We start from the raw sequence: 24,168 nt of genomic DNA on the forward strand, positions 1-24,168 counted from the left end.
CGAGGACGGGAGACGACGGCGTGGCCCTGGACCGGGACCGGATGCGGGCGGACGTGGCGGACGCGCTCGGCGAGCCGCCGGAGCAGATCTCCGACACCGACGACCTCCTCGACCGCGGGCTGGACTCGATCCGCCTGATGGGCCTCGTCGAGCGCTGGCGGGAGACCGGGGTGGAGGTCGGCTTCATCGACCTCGCGGAGGAACCCACCCTCGAGGCCTGGTCCCGCCTGCTCGCCCGTTCCTGAGCCAGCCCCATCCGAGGAGGTCGCACCCCGATGACCAACCCGTTCGACGACGAGCAGGGCCGGTTCCGCGTCCTGGTCAACGACGAGGACCAGCACAGTCTGTGGCCGGTGTTCGCCGCGGTGCCCGAGGGCTGGACGGTGGTGTTCGGCGAGTGTGACGACGGCGCGGCGCGCGCGGAGGCGGTGGCGTACGTCGAGGAGCACTGGACCGACCTCCGCCCGCGCAGCCTGCGGGAGCGGATGGCCGCAGATCGCGCCGGGTCGACCGCTGACGTCACGGGTGCTGACCCGAATGGCCCAGCAGGGCAAGAAAGCCTAGCCTCACCCGCAACGTCGTCGGCGCCGTCCGGGGGGAACCAGGGATGACCAGCAGCGAGACCGCCGTCCACCCGTGGATCGAGAGCGCCCCGGCGCCGGTCGAGCGGGAGCTCTACGCGGTCACGCCCCGGCTGGCCGAGGTCGTGCGCGTGGTGCCGCTGACCCCGCGGATGACCCGGGTGACCCTCTCCGGGGACTTCTCCGAGCTCCTCGGGCGGGCACCGACGGACCACGTCAAGGTGTTCTTCCCGCCGGCCGGCGAGGAGCTGCCGGTGATGCCGCAGGTCGGGCCGAACGGGCTCATCCCGCCGCCGCCCGGGTCGCCGCGGCTGTTCCGCGACTACACCCTGCGCCGGGTCGACCGGGCCGGCGGCGAGATCGACATCGACATGGTGCTGCACGCGGGCGGGCTCGGCTCCACGTGGGCGGCCGCCGCGGCACCGGGGATGAAGGTCGGGGTGCTCGGGCCGCGGGGCTCGGAGGTCGTGGACCCGGCGCTGGACTGGCTCGTGCTGGCCGGCGACGAGACCGCGCTCCCGGCGATCGGGCGCTGGCTCGCGGAGCTGCCGTCGGCGGTGTCGGTGCGGGTCGTCGTCGAGGTGGCGGGCCCGGAGGAGGAGCAGACGCTGCCCTGTTCCGCGGACGTCGACCTGGTGTGGCTGCACCGCAACGGCATCCCGGCGGGGGAGTCGACCCTGCTCGCGGACGCCCTGGCCGGCTTCGAGTTCGAGTTCCCGACCGGCCGTGGCTTCGTCTGGGTCGCCGGTGAGGCCGTCTCGCTGAAGCCGGTCCGCCGGATGCTGCGCAACCACCCGGCCCTGGACGCGGCGTGCGTCGACGTGGACGGGTACTGGCGGCGTGGGGTGGTCAACCACGACCACCACGCGGCGTCGGACTGATCAACGAGCACCTGCGGTGGTCGGCCGGGGTGGTCGACCGTCGAGGGTGTTCGCTCGTCACAGGAGCTTCCGGCGGAACCGCTCCACCAGGCGGGCGGCGTGCCGGGGTACCGCGAGCTGGACGGGCGCGACCCGCGTGATGTCCCAGTCGAGGTCGTCCAGGTCGCCGTCGCGCAGGCAGTCCTTGCCCTGACCGAACGGGGACCGGTGCTCCGGACCGTCGTACTCGGCGCCGACCGGACGCCGGCCGGGTGGCGGATCGGGCCAGCCGAGGTCGAGGTGCGCGTCGAAGCCGGACTTCAGCAGGATCGGGTATTGCGTCTCCGGCCGTGGCAGCCCGGCGAGCACGAACAGCAGGCGGAGCCGGGTCTCCTGCGGAGACATCGCGCCGCCGTCCATGAACTCCGCGACCCGTCGAACCTGGACGATGCCGCGCGCCCTCGGGTGCCGTGCCGCGACCTCGAGCAGGTGCTCGGCCGTGAGGTGGCACCGCCAGGCGACGGCATCCACCGCGGCCACGGCCTCGACGAACGGGGTGCGCCGAGCGAGGTCGAAGGCGGTCCGCGCGGGCGTCGTGATGCGGGCGCCGTACCGCTCGGTGACCTCGTCGTCGGGTAGCCGGTCCACGCGTACCCGGACGCCCGCGGGTGTGATGCGCCGCGGCGTCGGCATGATCAGCTCCGCGTCGTCCCACGGGCAGTCGGCCTTCCAGGCGAGAGCAGCCAGCGGTCCGGCGATGACGCCGACGCCGCCGCTCCACACGCTGAGCGTCTGCACCCGGAGGGCGGCCGTCTGCTCGGCGCCCGCCGCGACCCAGGTGTTCGGGGCGACGCGGAGGTAGCCGGGTCCACGGAGCTTGCCCCACGAGGTGTCGCCGGCCGCAACGGCATCCGAGGCGCGAAAGGGTTCCACACCCGCTTGGAGTGCCGGTGCGGCCGCTCGGTTCCCGCGAGTTCCGCCGGCCATGATCAACGAGCACCTGCGGCGGGGATCCGGCGGGTGGATCGCCGAGAGTGCTCGTTGATCACCGGGAAGGGGGGCCGTGCGGTGTGCGGGGTGGGCGGACGGCGGCTGCCCCATGATCAACGAGCACCTGCGGCGGGGATCCCGCGCGCGGACCGCCGCGGGTACTCGTTGATCATCGGCCGGGTCACGGGCCCCTGGGCCTGGGGCGGAGCGGGTGCGGCTCAGAGCGGATCGTCGGGCGGCGCGCCCCCCGACCTTGATCAACGAGCACCTGCGGCGGGGATCCGGCGGGTGGATCGCCGAGAGTGCTCGTTGATCACCGGGAAGGGGGCCGTGCGGTGTGCGGGGTGGGCGGACGGCGGCTGCCCCATGATCAACGAGCACCTGCGGCGGGGATCCGGCCCGCAGAGCGCCGAGGGTGCTCGTTGATCAACCGACCCGCCGTCGGGAATGGTCGCGACGAGCCCTCCGGGAGCGGCAGACTCGCCGGATGGGCACGACCATCGTGGGCGCGCGGGTGTTCGACGGCGAGCGGTCGCTGGGGGTGGCGACGGTCGTCGTGGACGACGCCGGGGTCATCGCGTCCGTCGACCCGGGGGAGCGAGACCCGGGCGCGGGGGAGGTCGACGGGCGCGGGCGGACCCTGCTGCCGGGGCTGATCGACGCCCACGTGCACCTGCGCGGGGCGGGGAACCTGGGGCAGGACCTGCGCCACGGGGTCACGACCGTCCTCGACATGTTCTCCGCCCCGCCCCAGTTCACCGCGATGCTGCGCCGTCGGGCGGCCACGCGGGACGACGAGGCCGACCTGCGCAGCTCCGGGCTCATGGCCGGGGCGGTCGACGGGTGGCCGGCGGTGATGCTGCCGCCGGACCCGAACGGCTGGCGGATGCCGGGGCTCTCGGGTCCCGACGACGCCGAGCGCTTCGTCGCCGACCGGGAGCGCGAGGGCTCGGACTACCTCAAGGTGTTCGTGGAGAACGCCGCGGACGTGAACCGCCCGACGCTGACACCGGAGACGGTCGCGGCGGTGTGCGGGGCGTCGCGGCGGCGTGGACTGCTGACCGTCGCGCACGCGCCCACCCGGTGGGCCGCCGCCACGGCGCGGGCGGCCGGGGTGGACGTGCTGACCCACCTCCCGCTGGACGGCCCGCTCGACGACCCCGCCGGTCTGACCGTGGTCCCGACGATGACGATGATGGCCGCCCTCACGTCGGCCGATTCCGTGCGTGAGCTGCTCGCCGACCCGCGGCTGACCGCCCGCCTCCCGGTGCCGGTCGTCCACGGTCTGGAGGCGGGCGACCGGGGCGGCCTCCCGACGTCGTCTGCCGTCGGGGCGTCCTACGAGCACGCCGCCGCGAACCTCGCACGTCTCCTGGAGGCGGGCGCGACGATCGTCGCCGGGACCGACGCGAACGACGTGCCCGGCCGGCCCGCGGCCGTGCTGCACGGCGCGTCGATGCACCTGGAGCTGGAGCTGCTGGTGCGGGCCGGGATGACGCCGGCCGACGCGCTCGCGGCGGCGACCTCGCGGGCGGCCGACGTCTTCTCCCTCCACGACCGCGGCCGGATCGCCCCCGGGCTCCGCGCCGACCTGCTGCTGGTCGACGGCGACCCGCTCGCCGACGTCACCGCGACCCGCGACCTGCGCACGGTGTGGCGACGCGGCGTCGCGCACGAGGAGTCCGACCCGGTGCGCGCGGTCGACGTCGACCAGGTGGGGGCGCCGCGCCGGCGGTGAGGCTCAGCGCTGCTCGGGCTCGTGCGCGGACACCTCGACGACCTCCGGCTCGAGCGGGGCGTGGTCGGTGACGCCGGGAGTCGGTTCCTCCTCCGGCTCCGGCGTGTGCAACGAGGCCTGCCGTAGGGGTGGCAGGAACGTCGCCAGGGCCGCCGTCGCGACCACGCAGACCGCACCGCCGGCCGCGATCGCCGGGCCGGGACCGAGGAGCCGCGAGGCCACCCCGGCCTCGACGCCACCCGCCGACGGGCCGACCGTCGCCTGGGCGAGCCAGACGCTGGACACCCGGCCCTGCAGGTGGTCCGGGGTGGCGTCGGCGAGCAGCGCGCGGCGCAGGATCTCCGAGACCATGTCCGCGGCGCCCGCGATCGCCAGGAACGGCAGGGCCCACGCCAGCGAGCTCGACAGGCCGAAGGCGGCGATCGCCGCGCCGTAGAGGCCGACCGCGATCAACAGGACGCGGCCCGTCCGGCGCACCGTCGACGTCCATCCGCTGGTCAGCGCCGCGATCATGGCTCCGACGGCGGGTGCGGTGTAGAGCAGGCCGGCCGCCTGCGGTCCCTGCTCCAGGACCTCCACGACCACCTGCGGGAAGAGCACGTGCGGCAGGGCGAACAGCATCGCGGCCACGTCGACGAGCAGCACCCCGCGCACCACGCGGTTCCGGACGACGAAGCCGGCGCCCTCCCGCAACGACTCCAGCGGGTGCGCCGTGATCACTCCGGACGGGCGCAGCGGCGGCAGGAACCAGAGCAGGGTCGTCGTCACCGCGGACGCGACGGCGCAGAGCCCGAAGTTGACCGCGAGCCCGGGGCCGGCGATGAGCAGACCGGCCACGGAGGGCCCGACCACCGCCCCGATCTGCGTGGACAGCGCCACGAGCGCGCCGGCCGCGGCGAGCTGCTCCCGCGGCACGATCGCCGGCGTGACGGCCATCAGCGCGGACTGACTCACCGCGGTCGCGCCGTTGAGCGCGACGCAGACGTAGAGGACCCACAGCTGCGGGTTCGGGACGGCGGCGTTGACCGCCAGCACCCCGAACACCACCGCCGCGGCGCCGCGGCTGACGAGGATGATCTTGCGGCGGTCCCAGCGGTCGGCGACGACGCCCCCGGCGAGCGTGCCGACCAGCGTGGTCGCACCCACCAAGGCCGCCGCCAGGCTGACGTGCAGCGACGAGCGAGTCATGTCGTAGACCTGCCAGGGCACGCCGACCGTGGTCAGCGCGATCCCGAACAGCGAGACCACCCGGGCGGCGAACACCAGCCGGAACTCGGCACTCGACCGCAGGGGCGAGACGTCGATCATCAACAGCCGCATCGCGCCTCCTCGCGTGTCGGACAACTGCGCCGTTCGCCGCACCATAGGTGAGGCTAGCCATACCATCCCCGCGCGGGGGTGGGCCACCGGAGAGAGACCGAACCCTCACTCTGTGCGACGGCCGCCCGCGCCGGGTAGGGAGCCGACGACGTGGCGAGCGTCGCGTCCCGGCGGCGGTTGTCGAGCGAACTTAGGGTTGCTTTACTCGCCGACCGGGCACGGTTGCACCGGAGCGAAGGAGGAGCAGGTGGCGGCAGGCACGGTCGAGGTCGACCCGGCGACGACCACCGAGCTCCCGCTGACCGCGGCGCAGGCCGGCATCTGGTTCGCGCAGGCGATCGACCCGGAGAACCCGATCTACACGACGGGCGAGCGGGTCGATCTGCACGGTCCGCTGGACGCCGAGGCGTTCGTGCGCGCCGTGCGGGTCGCGGTCGACGAGGCGGACGCGCTGCACGTGCGGGTGCGCGAGGTCGACGGCGAGCCCCGCCAGCGCTTCCTCGGCCCGGACGAGCGCCCCGACTGGACCGTGGACCGCGTCGACCTGCGCGCCGAGGCCGACCCGGAGGCCGCCGCCGTCGCGTGGATGCGCGACGCGCTCGCGGAGCCGATCCACCCGGCGTCGGGAACGGTGCTCTTCGGGCAGGCCCTGCTGCGTCTCGGCGACGACCACCACGTCTGGTTCCACCGCTACCACCACCTCGTCACCGACGCGTACGGCTTCTCGCTGATCGCCCGGCGCGTCGCCGCCGTGGCGACCGCGCTGGCCACGGGGGAGGAGGTGCCGCCGCGGCGTTTCGGGTCGGCGGCCGACCTCCTCGTCGGGGAGCACGAGGTGAGCGCGACGCAGCGGAAGGCCGACCGGGCCTTCTTCGCCGACCGCTTCCCCGCCGCCCCGGCCGCGGTGACCCTCGGTCCGGGGGCCGCGCTGACGTCGCACACCTTCCTGCGGGAGGGGACGACGCTGCCGGCGTCGGTCGTGGAGGGCCTCGGCTCGTCGTGGCCCAACGCGGTCGTCGCGGCGGTGGCGGTGCTGCTGGCCCGGCACGGGTCGGGCGGGCCCGAGGACGCGCCGGGAGAGATCGCGATCGGCGTCCCGATGATGAACCGGCTCACGGGGCCGAACCGGTCCGTGGCCTCCCGGACGCCGGGCATGCTCGTGACGATCGTGCCGGTGCGCGTGACGGTGGACCCGTCCGCGACCGTGGGCGACCTCGTCGTCGCGGTCGAGGCCGAGGTGACCGAGGCGCGGGGCCACGCCCGGTACGGGCTGGAGGACCTGCGGCGGGACCGCGGGGCACGGGCGGAGCGGTCCGTGCCGTGGGTCAACGTGAAGCCGTTCGCCGACGCGCCGACGATCGGGTCGGACGTCACCGGGACCGCCCGGCCGGTCTCCGGCGGGCCGGTCCACGACCTCGCGGTGAACGCCCAGCGGGCCCCCGACGGGTCGCTGCACCTCGACGTCGACGCCAACCCGGCCGCGCACGACCCCGACGTCCTCGCGGCCCACGCCCGCCGGCTCGCCGGGCTCATCACGACGATGGCCGCGGTCGACCCGTCCACCCGGGTCGGATCGCTGGCCGTGCTCGACGGCGACGAGGCCGCGGCGGCGCTCGCGGCGGGGACCGGGCCGTCGGTGCCCACCGAGTGGTCGCGGCGGTCGCTGGCGACGCTGCTCGGCGACGCCGTGCGCGACGGCGGGGAACGCCCCGCCGTCGGGACCCTGACGTACCCGGAGCTGGACCGGCGGGCCCGGGCGGTCGCGGCGGCGCTCGTCGCGGCGGGGGCCGGCCCGGACGCCCTGGTGGCGCTGGCGCTGCCGCGCGACGAGCACCTCGTCGTCGGCGTGCTCGCCGCGGTGTACGCCGAGGCCGGGTGGGTGCCGCTGGACCTCGACGTCCCACCCGCACGTCTCGGCGCGATCCTCGAGGACGCGGCGCCGGTGGTGGCGCTCGTCGCCGGGGAGACGGCGGCCGCGTTCGAGGAGGCGGCGCCGGGAGTGCCCACCCTCGACGTCAGCAGTGCGGCCATGGTGACGTCCGACGGCACGAACGCACCCGGTACGGACGCCCACGCCGCCCACGTCATCCACACGTCCGGCTCGACGGGCCGGCCGAAGGGCGTCGTCGTCCCGCGGGCGGCGCTGCGGACGTTCCTGCTCGACATGCTGCCGCGGACTGCGCTCGCGCCCGGGTCGACGCTGATCGCGGTGACGACGGTCGGGTTCGACATCGCGGCCCTCGAACTGCTCGTGCCGCTGCTGGCCGGGGCGCGGATCGTGGTCGCGCCGCGGCGCACCGTGCAGGACCCGGCGAAGCTCGCCGCGCTGGTCGCCGAGACCCCGCGGCCGCTGACGATCCAGGCGACGCCGACCCTCTACCGCGCGCTGCTCGACGTCGGGGCGTCGCTGGACGAGGTCACCGTCCTCGTCGGCGGCGAGGCGCTGCCGGCCTCCCTGCACGCCGACCTGCTCGCCGCGGGCGCCCGCTCGGTCACCAACGTCTACGGCCCGACGGAGACGACCGTCTGGTCCACGGCGTCGTCGGGCACCGCGATCGGCCGCGCGATCACCGGCACGACGGCGCACGTCCTGGACGGCTCGCTGCAGCCGGTGCCGCCCAGGGTCGTGGGGGAGCTGTACCTCGCGGGGGCCGGGGTCGCGCGCGGCTACCTCGACCGGTTCGCCCTCACGGCGGAGCGCTTCGTCGCCGACCCGCACGGGCCGGCCGGCACCCGGATGTACCGCACCGGCGACCTCGCCCGGCGCGACGACGACGGCGACCTGCACTACGTCGGCCGCGCGGACCAGCAGGTCAAGGTGCGCGGCCACCGCATCGAGCCCGGCGAGATCGAGGCCGCGCTGGATGAGCTCGACGGCGTGTCGCGGTCGCTCGTGACGGTCCGCGACGACCGCCTCGTCGCCTACCTCGTCGGCCCGTCCGACCTCGACGTCGGCACCGTGCGCGAGCGCCTCGGCGACCGGCTGCCCGCGCACCTGCTGCCGTCGGCCGTCGTCGTGCTGGACGCGTTCCCGGAGACGCCGAACGGGAAGATCGACCGCAAGCGCCTGCCGGATCCGGGTTCCCGACGGCGGGTCGCGCGCGACCCGTCCGGGCCGGCCGAGACCGAGGTGTGCGCGCTGGTCGGCGAGCTGCTCGGCGTCGAGGCGGGGCCGGACGACGACTTCTTCGCCCTCGGGGGCCACTCCCTGCTCGCGGCCCGCCTCGTCGCCCGCCTCGGGCACCGACTGAGCGTGCGGGACGTGTTCGACGTGGCGACGCTGGCGGATCTGGCGGCGCGCGTGGTTGCGGATTCTCTGCCGTCCGACGTCAGCAAGGCCGCAGTGCTGACATCGGGGGGGCTGAGCACCGACGGCGAGGCCCCGCTGTCGCCCGCCCAGCGGAGCCTGTGGTTCCTCCACCGGCTCCAGGGGCCCACGGCGACGTGGACGATCCCGCTGGTCCTGTCCGGGCAGTTCGATGCCGACCCGCTCGAGGCCGCGCTGCGCGACGTCGTGGAGCGGCACGAGCCGCTGCGGACGATCCCGCGGGAGGACGAGGACGGCGTGTGGCAGCGGGTCGTGGAGCCGGACGTGCGGCTCCACGTCACCGACACGCAGGACGCCGAGGCCGCGATCGAGCAGGCCGTGCGCGAGCCGCTCGACGTCGGGAACGAGATCCCGCTGCGGGCGACCCTGGTGCGCTCCGGTGAGGAGCACGCCCTCGTCCTCGCGGTGCACCACCTGGCGGGGGACGAGTGGTCGCTCGCGACGCTGGTCGACGACCTGGCGACCGCGTACACCGCCCGGACCGGGGGCGCGGAACCGGCATTCACCCCGCTGCCGACGACGTACGGCCGGTACAGCCAGGCGTACGCCTCGTCGCCCGCGGCCCTCGACCGCTGGCGCGAGCGGCTCGCCGACGCGCCCGCCGAGGTCACGCTCGCTCCGGACCGCCCGCGACCGGCGCGCCCGTCGCAGGACGGCGGTGAGGTGCGGTTCCGCTGGGACGAGGCGCTGCACCGGGACGTGCGCGCGGCGGCCCGGGCGACCGGCACGACGACGTTCATGGTCGTGCACGCGGCGCTGACGGTGCTGGTGGGCGGGGAGGACGTCGTGATCGGCACGCCGGTGGCGCGCCGCGACGACCCGGATCTGGAGCCGCTCGTCGGCCTGTTCGTCGGGCTGGTCGCGCTGCGGGTGTCGACGGCGGGCGCGGGGACGGTCCGCGACCTGCTGGCGCGCGTGCGCGACGCCGACCTCGACGCGGTCGGCGACGCGGACGTCCCGTTCGACACGGTCGTCGGCGCCGTCGACCCGCCCCGCCGCCGCGGCCGCCACCCGCTGTTCCAGGTGATGCTGTCGCACCGCGAGGTGCGGGCGGAGTCCCCCTGGCGCACGGAGCTGCGCGGCACCGGCACCTCGAAGCTCGACCTCACCGTGGAACTCACCGAGACCCGTGGCGCCGACGGCATCGACGGCCGGCTGGAGTACGCGACCGAGCTGTACGACGAGGCGACGGCGCGGACGGTCGTCGACGACCTCGAGCGGGTGCTCCGCGCGCTCGTGGCGGACGTGGACGGGCCGCTCGCCGGATTGAGCGAAGGGGCCCTTCGGTCGACTAGATCGAGCGATGGTGCCCTTCGGTCGGGAGCGGGCGGCGCGGCGCCGGATGGCGAGGGGCGCCCTTCGGCGGATAGATCGAGCGAGGGTGCCCTTCGGTCGCCGGAGGCCGAGCGTGCGCTCGTCGGCGTGATCGCGGACGTGCTGGGCGTCGACACGGTCGGGCCGGACGACGACTTCTTCGCCCTCGGCGGCGACAGCATCGCCTCGATCCGCGTGACGTCGCGGGCGCGCGCGGCGGGCTGGGTGGTCGAGGTCGCGGACGTCCTGGACCTGCGCACCCCCGCCGCGCTCGCGACCGTCGCGCAGCCCGCGGAGGAGACCACACCCGCCGTCACGAACGAGCCGTTGGTGGACCTGGACGAGGACGAGTTCGACGATCTCGGGTTCGACGAGTGAGCGCTCGACCGAAGGGTGTCGCGGACGTCCTGCCGCTGACCCCGCTGCAGCGCGGCCTGGTCTACCTCGCCCGGCGCGACGGCGAGACCGGCACGGACCCGTACACGATCCAGGTCGTCCTGCACGGCGACGGGCCGGACCCGGACCGCCTGCACGGCGCGCTGGACGCCGTCCTCGCCCGGCACGACGTGCTGCGCGCCGCGATCCGCGACCGCAAGCGGGGCGAGCCGGTCGCGGTGGTCCCGACGACGGCGCGGGTCGGGTGGCGAACCGTCGATGCCGCCGACGACGACGAGGCCGAGCGGCTCGTCACCGCTGAGCGCACCACGCGGTTCGACCTCGCGAAGCCGCCGTTGGTGCGGGCGCTGCTGGTGCGGGTGGGAGGAGCCTGGCGCCTCGCGATCACGATCCACCACGTCGTCGTCGACGGCTGGTCGCTCGGCCCGCTGCTGCGCGAGCTCCTGACGACGGCGGGCGGCGAGGAGCCGGCGCAGGAGCCGGTCCCGTTCCGCCGCCACCTCGAGCACCTCGCGACCCTCGACCGCGACACCGCCGCCAAGCGCCTCGCCGACGACCTCGACGGGATCGACGAGCCGACGCTGCTGGTCGGGCCGACGTCCGGGACGGGGCTGCCCGCCGCGGTCACCGTCGAGCTGCCGGACCTGCGCCACGACCGCCACACCCTCGCCACCCAGCTCCAGGCCGCCTGGGGGATCGTGCTGGCGCGGCTGACCGGCCGCGACGACGTCGTCCTCGGCACCACGGTCTCCGGCCGCCCGGCCGCGCTCGCCGGGGTCGAGGACATGATCGGGCCGTTCGTGACGACGTTGCCGACGCGCGTCTCGGTGGGGTCAGGCACCGTCGGGGAGCTGCTCGACGACCTGGCCCGCCGCGGGCGCGACCGGCTGGCCGACGAGCAGGCCGACCTCGGCACCGTGCAGCGCCTGACCGGCGTCGAGGGCGAGCTGTTCGACACCCTCGTCGTCGTCGAGAACGTAGGCCTGGACCCGTCGAAGCTGGCGGCGCTCGCGCCGTCGCTGGGCGTGCGGGAGGTGACGATCCACGACGCGACGCACTACCCGGTGTCCGTGGTGGCGCTCCCGGCGCACGGGGACTCCCCGGCGCGGTTGCGGTTGGTCCACCGCCTTCCCGACGACGAGGCCGCGGCGCTGCTGGAGCGGTTGGTGCGGGTCCTCGGGGCGCTGGAGGACCTCGACGCGTCGGTGGCATCGGTTGAGGTGACCTCGCCGGAGGAGCGCGACGAGCTGGTCCGCGCGGGCAACACCTCGCCCCGCTCGACGCCGACGACGTGGCCCGCGCTGTTCGCCGCGGCGGCTCGGCGCGACCCGGAGAAGCCCGCGGTCGTGGTCGGCGGACCCGACCCGGCCGTCGTCGGGACCCTGACGTGGGCGGAGCTGGACGCGCGGTCGTCGGCGGTGGCATCGGCGCTGGCCGCGCAGGGGATCGGGCCGGGGTCCGTGGTGGGCGTGTCGCTGCCGCGCTCGCCGGACATGATCGTCGCGCTCGCGGGGGTGCTGCGGTCGGGCGCCGCGTACCTGCCGCTGGACCCGGACTACCCGGCCGATCGCCTGGAGTACATGGTCGCCGACTCCGGGGCCGCGCTGGTGATCGACGACGTGGATTCTCTGATGTCGGACGTCAGCATGGCCGCACTGCTGACACCTCCGGACCCGGACGACACCGCCTACCTCATCTACACGTCCGGCTCGACCGGGCGGCCGAAGGGCGTCGTCGTCCCGCACGCCGGGGTCGCCGACCTGATCGCCACGGCCACGGACCCCGAGCGCCTCGCGGTCACGCCGGACTCCACGGTCGCGATGTTCGCCAGCGTCAGCTTCGACCTGGCGTTCTTCGAGATGTCGATGGCGCTGTGCGTCGGGGGCACGCTCGTCGTCGTCCCGACCGCCCTGCGCGCCCCCGACCACGCCCTCGCCGCGTACCTGCGCGACCACGGCGTCACGCACGCCGCGCTGCCGCCGAGCGTCTCGGGCGCGTTGCCCGCGGACGCCCCGCTGCCGTCACCGATGACGATCCTCGTGGGCACCGAGGCGGTGCCGCCGGAGCTGGTCGCGCGGTGGGGCCACGAGCGGCGGCTGTTCGACGCGTACGGCCCGACCGAGGTCACCGTCAACGCCACCCTCGGTGCTCTGCGACCCGACGACGTGGCCCGGACCGGTGCCGCCCCGATCGGGCGCGTCGACGTCGGCGGCCGCGCGTACGTGCTGGACCGGCGGCTGCAGCCGGTGCCGGCCGGGGTGCCCGGCGAGCTCTACCTCGCGGGCGCCGGGCTGGCCCGCGGCTACCACGGCCGCCCCGACCTCACCGCCGACCGCTTCCTCGCCGACCCCTTCGGCGCGGCGTTCGGCGCGCCCGGCGCGCGGATGTACCGCACGGGCGACCTGGTCCGGCGACGTCCTGCGCTCCTTCCCGACGGCGGGTCGGACCCGTGGCCGGGCGAGCTGGACTACCTGGGACGGGTCGACGAGCAGGTGTCGCTGCGCGGGTTCCGGGTGGAGCCCGGCGAGGTGGCGTCGGTGCTGGCCGAGGACCCGTCGGTCGGGCAGGCGCTGGCGGTGGTGCGGCACGACGACCGGCCGCAGCTGGTCGCGTACGTGACTCCGGGATCCGGTTCTCCCGACCCGGCCGCCCTGCGCGAGCACGCGGCCGCGCGGTTGCCCGAGCACATGGTGCCGTCGGCGGTCGTCGTGCTGGACGCCTTCCCGCTGACGCCCAACGCGAAGATCGACCGCGCGCGGCTGCCCGCGCCGGAGTTCAGCGCGGGCGGGGGCCGGGCCGCGGAGACCGACGCCGAGCGGGCGCTGTGCGCGGTGCTGGCGGACGTCCTGGAGCTCGAGGAGGTCGGCCCGGAGGACGACTTCTTCGCCCTCGGCGGCGACTCCATCGTCGCGTTGTCGCTGGTCAGCCGCGCCCGCCGGGCCGGGTGGATCCTCACGCCGCGCCAGGTCGTCGAGCAGCGGACGGCCGGCGCGCTGGCGTCGGTGGCGGTGCGCGAGGCCGCCGACGAGGACACCGCGCCGGTCGCGGACGACGGCACGGGACGGGTCGCGCTGTCCCCGGTCGCCCGTGCGTGGCTGGCCCGCGGGTACTCCCGCCGGTACCACCAGCGCGTGCTCGTCGACCGGCCGGCGGGCGACCTCACGGCCGCACTGGACGCCGTGCTGGCCCGCCACGACCTGCTCCGCGCGCGCCTCGTCCTCGACGACGAGCCGTACCTCGACGTGCCGGCGCCCGGGGCGGTGTCGGCGTCCGACGTCCTCGGTGATCAACAGTCCCTCACGGGGCCTGCTGACCCCGCTCCGGACCGATCAGGGTCCGATGATCATGACGCCGTCGTCGAGCGGACCGTCGACCGGCTGGACCCGCAGGCGGGGCGGATGCTGACCGCGGCCGTCGTCGGGGACCGGCTGCTGCTCGTCGGCCACCACCTCGTCGTCGACGCCGTGTCGTGGCGGGTGATCGCCGAGGACCTGGAGCGCGCCGCCCGCGGCGAGACGCTCGACCCCGTCCCGACGTCGTTCCGCACGCACACCGCCGACCTCCCCGAGCAGGCCGCGGCCCGCGCCGCCGAGCGCGACCACTGGCTCGACGCCGCGCCCCGTCCCGAGGACGCGCTCGGGACCGGCCACGGCACCGTCGGGACCCAGCGCCACCACCACGTGACCGTGCCCGCCGAGATCGCCACGCCGCTGCTCACGGAACTGCCGGCCGCCGTGCGCGGCGGGATCGACGACGTGCTGCTGTCCGCGGTGCTGCTCGCGACGGACCGCGACGACCTCGTCGTCGACCGGGAGCGCCACGGCCGCGAGTCCGAGCGGGACCTGGCGCGGACCGTCGGGTGGTTCACGGTCACGCACCCCGTCCGGCTGCGGCCGGCGTCCGATCCCGGCGCCACGCTGAAGGCCGTCAAGGAGCAGCTCCGCGCGACGCCGGGCGACGGCGCCGGGTGGGGCCTGCTGCGCGAGATCGCCCGCGACCCGGCGCTCGTCGACGCGCCCGCCCCGCCCGTGCTGGTCAACTACCTCGGCCGCACCACCGGCGACTTCAGCGGCGGCGCGGACGACGACATGCCGGTCGCGCACGCCCTCGAGATCAACGCCCAGCGGGGTCCCGACGACGAGCTCGTGGCCCGGTTCTCCACGGCGGTGCTGCCCGACGACGAGGTCGCGGCGCTCGCCGACGCGTTCGTCGCGGCGTGCCGGGAACTGGTCGCCTCGGGGGTCGAGGGCCCCACCCCGTCGGACTTCGGCCTGGTCACGCTCACGCAGGCCGACGTCGATGCGCTCGGCGCGGTCGACGACGTCCTGCCGCCCAGCCCGCTCGCCGAGGGCATCCTCGCGACGACGGCGCTCGAGGGTGACGACGACGTCTACGCGGTCGCCCTCGAGATCGAGCTCTCGGACGCACCGACCGACGAGCAGCGCGCGGCGCTCGACCGGGCCGCCACCGCGCTGATCGCCCGGCACGACGCACTGCGCGAGTCGTTCCCGCAGGTCTCCAGCGGCCGGTGGGTGACTGCGATCGGCACCGAGCCGGTCAGCCCGCTGTGGAGCTACCGCCTCGACGGGCACCGGCTGCGCGTCGAGGCCCACCACGCCGTGCTCGACGGCTGGTCGGTGCCGGTCCTCGTGCGGGAGTGGTTCGCGCTGTGGACGGCCGCGCTGAACGGGGCGGAGGACCTCGTCGCCGCTGCGGGCCTCGGCCCCACCTACCCGCACCGTCGCCACCTCGCCCGCCTCGCCGCCCGCGACACCACCGCCGACCGCGACGCCTGGCGGACGGCCCTCGCCGACCTCGACGGCCCGACGCTGCTCGCGGACGCGCTGCCCACCGTCACGGGTTCCGGCGTCGGGGAACGCGACCGCGTCATCGGCTCGACGGCCCTGCTCGCGACCGCCCGCGAGCTCGGCGTCACGGTCGCGACGGTGCTGCAGGTGGCGTGGGCGCTCGTGCTCTCGCGGACGACGGGTCACGACGACGTCGTCCTCGGCCAGACCGTCTCCGGGCGGCCGGCGGACGTGGAGGGGGTCGACGACGCGGTCGGGCTCTACATCACGACCGTGCCGGTGCGGATCGCGCTGCGGGACGACGAGCCGCTGGCCGATCTCGTCGTGCGGGTGCAGTCCGAGCAGGCCGCGCTGCTGGACCACCACGACCTCGGTCTGCAGGGAATCCAGCGCGAGGCCGGGGTCGGGGACCTGTTCGACACCCTGCTCGTGGTCGAGAACTACCCGCTGGACCCGGCCGCGGTCGACGCCGCGCTGCCGGAGGGGCTGCACGTCGCGCAGGTTCGCAACGACGACGCCCCGCACTACCCGGCGAGCCTCGTCGCGACCCCCGGCGCCGAGGGCCTGCACCTGCGGCTGACCCACCGCCGCCACGTCGTGGACACCCCGACCGCCGACGCCCTGCTCGACCGCGTCGAGGCCGCGCTGCGCCTGCTCGCCGAGTCGACGGAGGAGGCCCAGGGCCCGCTCGACCTGCTCGACGACACCACTCGAGCCGCCGTCCTCGCCGGTGGCCCGGAGCGGGAGTACCCCCGGACGACGCTGACGGCGGCGATCGTCGACGGCCTCCGCCGCGAGCCGGACGCACCCGCCGTCGTGACCCCGGACGGGACGACGCTGACCCGCCGCGAGCTCGACGAGCGCTCGGCGGCCCTCGCCGCGGACCTGGCGGCGCAGGGCATCGGTCGCGGGGACGTCGTCGGGGTCGCGTGGCCCCGGTCGGCGGAGCTGATCGTGTCGCTGGTCGGCGTGCTCCGCGCCGGCGCCGCGTACCTCCCGCTCGACCCCGACCACCCGGCCGACCGCCGCGAGTTCATGCTCGCCGACTCCGGGGCGCGGCTCGTCCTGGGCCCGGATGCCGCCCCGAACGTCAGCAATGCCCCCATGACGACACTGAACGACAGCATGGCCGCAGTGCTGACACCCCAGGGCGACCCCGACGACGCCGCGTACGTCCTCTACACGTCCGGCTCGACGGGCCGGCCGAAGGGCGTCGTCGTCACGCACGCGGCGATCGTGAACCGCCTCGCGTGGATGCAGGAACGGTTCGGGCTCGGGGCCGGGGACGCGGTCCTGCAGAAGACGCCGTCGACGTTCGACGTCAGCGTCTGGGAGTTCTTCTGGCCGCTCGTCGACGGGGCGCCGCTCGTGTTCGCCGCCCCCGGCCGGCACGGCGACCCGGAGCACCTGGTCGAGCGGATCACCGCTGGGGACGTCACGACGCTGCACTTCGTCCCGTCGATGCTGCGGCCGTTCCTCGACCACGTCGCCGTCACGGGGGCCCCGGCGAGCCTGCGCCGCATCGTGACGTCCGGCGAGGGGCTGCCCGGCGCGCTCGCGCAGCGCTGCCACGAGCTCCTGCCCGACGTCGAGCTGCACAACCTCTACGGCCCGACCGAGGCCGCCGTCGACGTCACCGCCGTGCACGTGACGAGCGGGGACGTGACGATCGGGCCGCCGGTCGCGAACACCGGCGTGCGGGTCCTGGACACCCACCTGCGGCCGGTCGCCCCGGGCGTGCCCGGCGAGCTGTACCTCACCGGGGTCCAGCTCGCGCGCGGCTACCACGGCCGACCCGCGCTGACGGCCGACCGCTTCGTCGCCGACCCGTTCGGCCCGTCCGGCACGCGGATGTACCGCACCGGCGACGTGGTGCGGCGCCGTCCCGACGGGGACCTCGAGCACCTCGGCCGCGCCGACGACCAGGTGAAGATCCGTGGCTTCCGCGTGGAGCTCGGCGAGGTGGAGAGCGCGCTGGCCGCGGACCCGCGGGTCGCGCAGGCCGTCGCGAGCGTGCGGACGACGGACGCCGGCGCGGTCCGGCTCGTCGCGCACGTGGTCCCGACCGGCGACGTCACCCCCGACGACACCACTCCCGACGACCTCCGCGCCCGCACCGCCGCGACCCTGCCCGAGCACATGGTCCCGTCGTCGATCGTGCTGCTCGACGACCTGCCGCTCACCCCCAGCGGCAAGGTCGACCGCCGGGCGCTGCCGGACGACGCCACCGACCGCGCCGTGTCGGGCCGCGCTCCCGCGGGTCCGGCGGAGGAGGCCCTCGCCGACGCGATCGGTGCGGTCCTCGGCGTGGAGCACGTCCCCGCGGACGCCGACTTCCTCGCCCTCGGCGGCGACTCGATCCTGGCGATCGCGGTCGTGGCGAAGGCGCGGGCGGCGGGGCTGCAGGTCACGCCGCGTCAGGTCCTCACCCACCGCACCGTCGAGGCCCTGGCGGTCGCCGCCGGTGAGGTGACCACGGCTGTCGTCGAGCAGGACCCGGCGCAAGCACCGCTGCCGCCGATCGCGGTCGCGCTGCTCGCGGCCGGCCCGTGGCGGCGGTTCCACCAGTGGCGCGCGTTCGGGCTCGACGAGGCCCCCGACCTCGAGGAAGCGGTGGCAGCCCACGCCGCTCTCCGGGTCCGCGTCGATCCGGAACAGCGCCTCATGATCGTGCAGGACGAGCACCCGGGCCCGCTGGTCGTCGAGGCCGACGTCGACGCCGAGCAGGCCGCCCGCGAGGCCGCGGACCGCCTGGACCCGGAGCGCGGCGTCGTCGTGCAGGGGGTCCGGACCGCCGACCGGCTCGTCGTCGTCATCCACCACATCGCGGTCGACGCCGTGTCGTGGCTGCACCTCGCCGGGCCCTCGACCCCGGGCTACCTGCGCTGGACCACCCGCCTCGCCGACGAGGCACCGGGCCTGCGCGACCGACTCGACGCCTGGGCCGCCGTCCTCCGTCGCGACCCGTCCGCACTGCCGACGCGAGACGCCCTCGACCCGCAGCGGGACGTCGCCGCCGCCCTGCACCGCCGCGAGCTGCGCATCCCGGCCGCCGGACTCGCCGCTGCGGCCGCGCGGGTCGGCGGCGGGGTGGAGGACGCGCTGCTGGCGGCGCTGGCGCTCGCCGTCGGAACAGACCTGGTCGTCGAGGTCGAGGCCCATGGCCGCCCGGACGAGCTGTCCGACGTCGTCGGGTGGTTCACGACGGCGGCCCCGGTCCGGCTCGCACCCGGGCCCGACGCGGTCCGTACGCTCCGGGGTGCCGTGGCCGCCCGCCGCACGCTCCCGGGCCCGGACCGCACGTTCGGCCAGCTCCGGTGGCTCGACGACGAGGGCGCGCGCGTGCTCGGGGCGCTGCCGGGACCCGACGTCGCGCTGAACTACCTCGGCCGCTCCACCGGCGGTGACGGCGGCCTGCACGGCGGTGGTGACCCGGACCGCCCCGCCACCGTGCCGCTCACCGTCGACGCGGTCCTCGAGGACGACACGCTCGTGGTGCGCACCTCGTGGCCCGAGGCGGTCCTTCCCGACGACGGGGCGGGGCGGGTCCTCGACGCGTTCGCGACCGCGATCGGCGAGCTCGCCGCGCTGGCCGGGGCCGACCTGGGCGCGCTCGCCGGACCCGCCGTCGTGACCGCGCCGCTGACGGGGGACGCGCTGGAGCGGGTGCTCGCGGAGGTCGGCGCCCCGGTCGTGGACGTGCTGCCGCCGAGTCCGCTGGCCGAGGGCCTGATGCTGCTGGCGCCGGGGCCCGACGGTGCCGGCGACGACCCGTACACCATCCAGCTGACGATCCCCGTCGCGGGCGAGGTGGACGCCGGGGCGTTGGAGGCAGCGGTCACCGCGACCGTCGCCCGCCACGACGCACTGCGCACCGTGCTCCCGGCGGGGCCCGACGGGCGACCGCTCGCGGTGGTGCTCGCCGACCCGCCGTCGAGAACGTTCCGGGTCGACGGACGAGCGCCCACTGAGGTCGCCGCCGACGACCGCCGTCCCTTCGACCTGGCCCGCGGCCCGCTGCTGCGCGCGACGCTCGCCGACGGGGCGCTGGTGCTGACGGTGCACCACGTGGCGATCGACGGCTGGTCGATGCCGATCCTGGTCCGCGACCAGCTCGCGACCTGGGCCGGGACGGCACCGCGGGACGCCGCACCGGCCTACCGCGACCACCTGGCCCGGCTCGCCGCCCGCGACCCCGACGCCGACCTCGCCCTGTGGCGCGAGGCCCTCGCCGGGTTCGAGACCCCGACCGTCCTGGCTCCGGGGGCGGTGGTCGACGGTGGGCGCCCGACCCGTGAGCCGGTGCCGCTGTCGGTCGACCCGGCCGCGGTGGCACGGCGGCACGGGGTCACGGTCGCGACGGTCCTGCAGGTGGCGTGGGGCGTGTTGCTCGGCTGGGCAACCGGGTCGGATGACGTCGTGCTGCTGCAGACCGTGTCCGGTCGGGACTCGCAGGACGGCGGGACCGTCGGGCTGTTCATCGACACCGTGCCCGTGCGGGTGCAGCCGCGCGCCGGGACGACGGTCGGCGCGCTGCTCGGGGCGGTCCGCGACGAGCAGGCGGCGCTGACCGGCGCGGAGCACGTCGGGCTCGCCGCGATCCAGCGTGCTGTGGGTCTGCCGGAGCTGGCCGACACCCTGCTCGTCGTCGAGAACTACCCCGTCGACGCGGCGACGCTGCCCGCGCCGGAGGGCGTCGAGGTCGGGCCTATCGCGGCGGACGACGGGACGCACTACCCGGTCTGCGTGGTCGGGACCGGCGAGGGGGTGCACCTCGCCCACCACCTCGGAGAGGACGAGGGCCGGACGTGGGCCGCGCGGCTCGGGCGGGTGATCGACGCCCTGGCGCAGGACGGGCCGATCGCGGCGATCGACCCCTTGGACGACGCCTCGCGCCGGCTCGTCGTCGAGACCTGGAACGACACCGCCGTGGACGCGGGCGAGCGGACGTGGCCGGAGTGGTTCGACGCGACCGTGGCGTCCTCGCCGGACGCCGTGGCCGTCGTCGGGGAGGCCGTCGACGGCACCTCGGTGAGCTGGACCTACGCCGAGCTGGACGAGCGGTCCGCGGCGGTCGCCGCGTCGTTGCGGGCACGGGGGATCGGGCCGGAGGACGTCGTCGGGGTGGCGCTGCCGCGGACCCCGGACCTCGTCGTCGGGCTGGTCGCCGTCCTGCGCGCGGGCGCCGCGTACCTCCCGCTGGACCCGGACTACCCGGCCGACCGGCTCCGGTTCACGGTCGCGGACGCGGGCGTGCGGGTCGTGCTGACGGTGCCCGAGGTGTCGCTGCCGGCGTTCGACGATGTGGAGTTTGTGACGTTGAGCGTCAGCAAGGCCGCCCTGCTGACACCACCGGAGGTGCACCGCGCGAACGCCGCGTACGTCATCCACACCTCCGGCTCCACGGGCCGGCCGAAGGGCGTCGTGGTGCCGCACGGGGTGGTGCCCTCGCTGGTGGCCACCGCGACCGACCGGCTCGGCCTGCGCCCCGGGGCCCGGGTGCTGCAGTTCGCCTCGCCCGGGTTCGACGTGGCGTTCTGGGAGCTGACGATGGCGATGGCGGTCGGGGCGACGCTGGTCGTGGCGCCGACCCGCGTCCGGGTGCCGGACCGCACGCTCACCGACTTCCTCACCGAGCACCGACTCGGCGCCGGGGACGTGCTGATCCTCCCGCCCGCCCTGGTCGCGGCCCTGCCCGAGGACGCCGAGCTCCCCGACGAGGCGGTGCTCCTCGTGGGCACCGAGGCCGTGCCACCGGCGGTCATCGAGCGGTGGGCCGCGCGGATGCGGGTGTTCAACGCCTACGGGCCGACCGAGGTCGCCGTGAACTCGACCCTCGGCGAGACCGACCCGTCGTCGGGCGCGAGCGGCCGCGTGCCGATCGGCGTGCCCGACCCGAACACCACGGCCCACGTCCTCGACCCGGCGCTGCGCCCGGTGCCGCCCGGCGGCGTCGGCGAGCTCTACCTCGGCGGACCCGGTCTGGCCCGGGGCTACCTGGGCCGACCGGATCTCACCGCCGACCGCTTCGTCGCGAACCCCTTCGACGGGCCGGGGAAGCGGATGTACCGGACCGGCGACGTCGTGCGCCGCCTGCCCGACGGCCGGCTCGACCACCTCGGTCGCGCCGACGACCAGGTCAAGGTGCGCGGCTACCGCATCGAGCTCGGTGAGGTCGCGGCCGCGGTGGCCTCGGCGCCGGGCGTGGACCGGGCCGTCGCCGACACGCGGCCCGGCCCGGGCGGTTCCCGACGGCTGGTGGCCTGGTTCGTCGCGGCGGCCGACACCCCCGCCGACCCGGACGCCGTCCGCGCGCACCTCGCCGACGGGCTGCCCGCGCCGATGGTCCCGACGGCCCTCGTCCCGGTCGCCGACATCCCGACGCTGCCCTCCGGCAAGACCGACCGTCGCGCGCTCCCGGAGCCCGACCTCGGCGCCGCCGTCGCGGGACAGGAGCCGCGCACCGCGGCCGAGCGGGAGGTCGCGCAGGTCGTCGCCGACGTCCTCGACCTGGACACGCTGCCCGACGTCGACGCCGCGTTCACCGACCTCGGCGGCCACTCGCTGCTGCTCCCCGTGCTGCGCCGGGGCCTCGCCGGGATCGGGCTGGACGTGCCGGTGGCCGAGCTGCTCGCGCGGCCGACGGTCGCGGAGTTGGCACGTCTGCGCGACGACGGCTCGACCGACGGGGAGTCCGGCGACTCCTCGCGCTGGATCCGGTTGCGGGACGGTGCCGGTTCCCCGGTCGTGCTGCTCCCCGGCGCCGGCGGGACGGTCTACCCGTACGCCGCGTTGGCCGCCGCTCTCGGCGACCGCCCGGTGTGGGCGCTGCAGGGCGCGGAGCTCGTGGGCGAGGACGGTCCCGCGTCGGTCGAGGCGGTCGTCGCGGACGTGCTGGAGCACCTGGGCACGACAGGCGAGCTCGACCTCGTCGGCTGGTCCTACGGCGGCGTCGTCGCGGCGGCCGTGGCCCGGGAGCTGGGGGAGCGGCTCGGCTCGCTGACCCTGCTGGACGCGTGGCCGGGGCTCGGGGAGATCGAGGGCACCGGCGACCCGGCCGCGTTCCTCGGCGACGTGCTCGGGGTCGGGCCGGTCGACGACGAGCCCGGGCTCGCCGCAGCGGTCGCGGCCGACCCGGCGCTGGCCGAGCTGTACCCGCCGGAGGTCCTGCGCGGCGCGGTCCGGCACGTCGAGCACGCCCGCGCGGTCCTCGTCGCGCACCGTCCGCAGGGCGTGGAGACGACCGCACCGGTCACCGTCGTCGTCGCGACCCGTGAGAACGACGAGACCCGCGCCCGGGACGTCTGGGCGCCCGTCCTGCCGGGGCACACGCGGTTCGCCGCGGTCGACGCCACCCACCTCGGTCTGCTGCGCCCCGGCGGGGTCACCGAGGTCGGGGGTCTCGTCCGCGAGAGCATCACCTCCACCAACACCGACACCAGCACTGCCACTACGGAGGAGAGACCGTGACCTACCGACCGACCCGACGGTCCGTGCTCGCCGGCGCCGGCGGGCTGGCCGCCCTGGCCGCGCTCGCCGCGTGCGGGGACTCCGGCGGCGGCACCGCCGGGCCCACCAACGCCGACGGCCCGAGCCGCCAGATCCAGGGTGCGGGCGGCCCGGTCACGATCCCGGCGAACCCGCAGCGCATCGCGTGCGTCGACTTCTACACGACCTACGCCCTGCTCGACGTCGGCGTCACCCCGGTCGCGACCGCGCAGGCCACCGTCGGTGGCGTGTACGCGCCGTACCAGCAGGCCTACGACGCCATCCCGAAGGTCGGGCAGCCGACCTCGGTGAACGTCGAGGCGATCGCGGCGGCCACCCCGGACCTCATCCTCGGCACCAAGGTCCCGACGATGCAGCCGGGGCTGGAGCAGAACCTGCAGGCGATCGCGCCGACGGTCATGTTCGACTCCGGCAGCGAGCCCGGCACCTGGAAGCAACGCGCGCTCGCCACCGCGGACGCCGTCAACAAGCTCGCCGCCGGCCAGCAGGTCGCGGGGGAGTACGACCAGCACGCGGCGCGCATCAAGCAGCAGTTCGCCGCCACCCTCGGGCGCACGACGTGGGGCCTGGTGCGCGGCAGCTCCGGCGGCGCGTTCTTCGCGGACTACCCGACGTCGTGGAGCGGGGTCGTGCTCGCCGACGCCGGGATGCGCTTCGGCGCGGCCACCGCCGGCAAGCGCGGCGCGGGCCAGCGGCTGTCGTTCGAGCAGGCCGCACAGCTCGCCGACTGCGACGTGCTGCTCTACCTCGCCGACACCACGGGGCAGGTCGAGCCGAACACCCAGGCCCTGCTCGCCCAGCCGGCGTTCCAGCAGCTCCCGGCGGTCCGCGCCGGGCGGGCGTTCCCACTGCCGAACTACTACGCCACCCACTACCGCCAGGGCGACGCGGTACTCACCACCTTGGAGCAGCTGCTGCCGCGGCTCTAGCCCTGCTCGTCCTCGGAGGAGTCGCCGAAGTCCAACGTCGCGGCACCGTCGCGCACCGAGGTGACCCGGTAGGAGACGCCGTCCACGGTGTTGCTGCCGCCCCGGCCGGAGGTGATGCGCGACCCTCCGGCCGTGGTGGTGACGGTGTCGTCGCCGACGTCGGTCACGGTCACCGTCCCCGCGTCCCCGGCGTCGACGACCGTCCCCGGGGTCACGGTGACGGTGCACTGCGCGTCCGGGCAGTCGACGGTGCGCGCCTCGTCGGCCGCGGCGGCGCGCGACGGTGCCGGAGCCGGTGCCGGCTCGGCCGCGCAGGCCGTGCCGCCCAGGCCGACCAGACCGGTCGTCAGGAACAGTGCGAGACGCGGCAGGACCCCCATGGCGGCGGAGTCTGG

Annotated in this window: 9 protein-coding genes and 1 pseudogene; 7 read left to right on the forward strand and 3 right to left on the reverse strand. The window is 75.9% G+C overall.

Annotated features, from left to right (window positions below; all coding sequences use genetic code 11):
* The first annotated feature begins 20 nt into the window (after positions 1-20).
* From QRT03_RS26425 to QRT03_RS26435, 3 genes and pseudogenes are all read left to right on the forward strand, one after another.
* Entirely contained in the window at positions 21-245 is a 225-nt protein-coding gene (locus tag QRT03_RS26425; RefSeq protein WP_286056124.1) for a phosphopantetheine-binding protein, read from the forward strand.
* A 30-nt stretch (positions 246-275) separates the two neighbouring features.
* Positions 276-482, forward strand: a pseudogene (locus tag QRT03_RS26430) (MbtH family protein); the annotation flags it as partial.
* Between the two features lie 125 nt (positions 483-607).
* On the forward strand, positions 608-1,462 hold the full coding sequence (locus tag QRT03_RS26435) for a siderophore-interacting protein (RefSeq protein ID WP_286056125.1): 855 nt from the start codon (positions 608-610) through the stop codon (positions 1,460-1,462).
* A 57-nt stretch (positions 1,463-1,519) separates the two neighbouring features.
* Here QRT03_RS26435 and QRT03_RS26440 read toward each other — a convergent pair whose 3' ends face one another.
* A complete protein-coding gene (locus QRT03_RS26440) occupies positions 1,520-2,374 on the reverse strand; it encodes a hypothetical protein (protein ID WP_286056126.1) in 855 nt (284 codons plus the stop codon).
* 544 nt (positions 2,375-2,918) lie between these two features.
* On the opposite strand from QRT03_RS26440, the gene QRT03_RS26445 reads away from it, so the two are divergent.
* The gene (locus QRT03_RS26445) at positions 2,919-4,169 is read left to right on the forward strand and encodes an amidohydrolase family protein (protein WP_286056127.1); all 1,251 of its coding nucleotides are present in this window, start codon (positions 2,919-2,921) and stop codon (positions 4,167-4,169) included.
* A gap of 3 nt (positions 4,170-4,172) precedes the next feature.
* On the opposite strand, the gene entS is transcribed toward QRT03_RS26445, so the two are convergent.
* Positions 4,173-5,489, reverse strand: coding sequence for an enterobactin transporter EntS (gene entS / locus QRT03_RS26450; protein ID WP_286056129.1), 1,317 nt, complete (start codon positions 5,487-5,489; stop codon positions 4,173-4,175).
* Positions 5,490-5,736: 247 nt separating this feature from the next.
* Between entS and QRT03_RS26455 the strand changes: the two genes are divergently transcribed.
* Genes QRT03_RS26455 through QRT03_RS26465 form a run of 3 tightly spaced genes read left to right on the forward strand, consistent with a single transcriptional unit; the run spans position 5,737 to position 23,773 of the window.
* On the forward strand, positions 5,737-10,509 hold the full coding sequence (locus tag QRT03_RS26455) for a non-ribosomal peptide synthetase (RefSeq protein ID WP_286056130.1): 4,773 nt from the start codon (positions 5,737-5,739) through the stop codon (positions 10,507-10,509).
* Entirely contained in the window at positions 10,506-22,805 is a 12,300-nt protein-coding gene (locus QRT03_RS26460; protein WP_286056131.1) for a non-ribosomal peptide synthetase, read from the forward strand. Before QRT03_RS26455 ends, QRT03_RS26460 begins: the two co-directional genes overlap by 4 nt.
* Positions 22,802-23,773 (forward strand): iron-siderophore ABC transporter substrate-binding protein, encoded by a 972-nt coding sequence (locus QRT03_RS26465; protein ID WP_286056132.1) that lies wholly within the window; start codon positions 22,802-22,804, stop codon positions 23,771-23,773. The genes QRT03_RS26460 and QRT03_RS26465 overlap by 4 nt, the downstream gene beginning before the upstream one ends.
* Here the strand turns inward: QRT03_RS26465 and QRT03_RS26470 are convergent.
* On the reverse strand, positions 23,770-24,153 hold the full coding sequence (locus tag QRT03_RS26470) for a hypothetical protein (RefSeq protein ID WP_286056133.1): 384 nt from the start codon (positions 24,151-24,153) through the stop codon (positions 23,770-23,772). The genes QRT03_RS26465 and QRT03_RS26470 overlap by 4 nt on opposite strands.
* Between the last annotated feature and the right edge of the window lie 15 nt (positions 24,154-24,168).

The sequence above is a fragment of the Actinomycetospora termitidis genome (assembly GCF_030286555.1).
Lineage (GTDB): Bacteria > Actinomycetota > Actinomycetes > Mycobacteriales > Pseudonocardiaceae > Actinomycetospora > Actinomycetospora termitidis.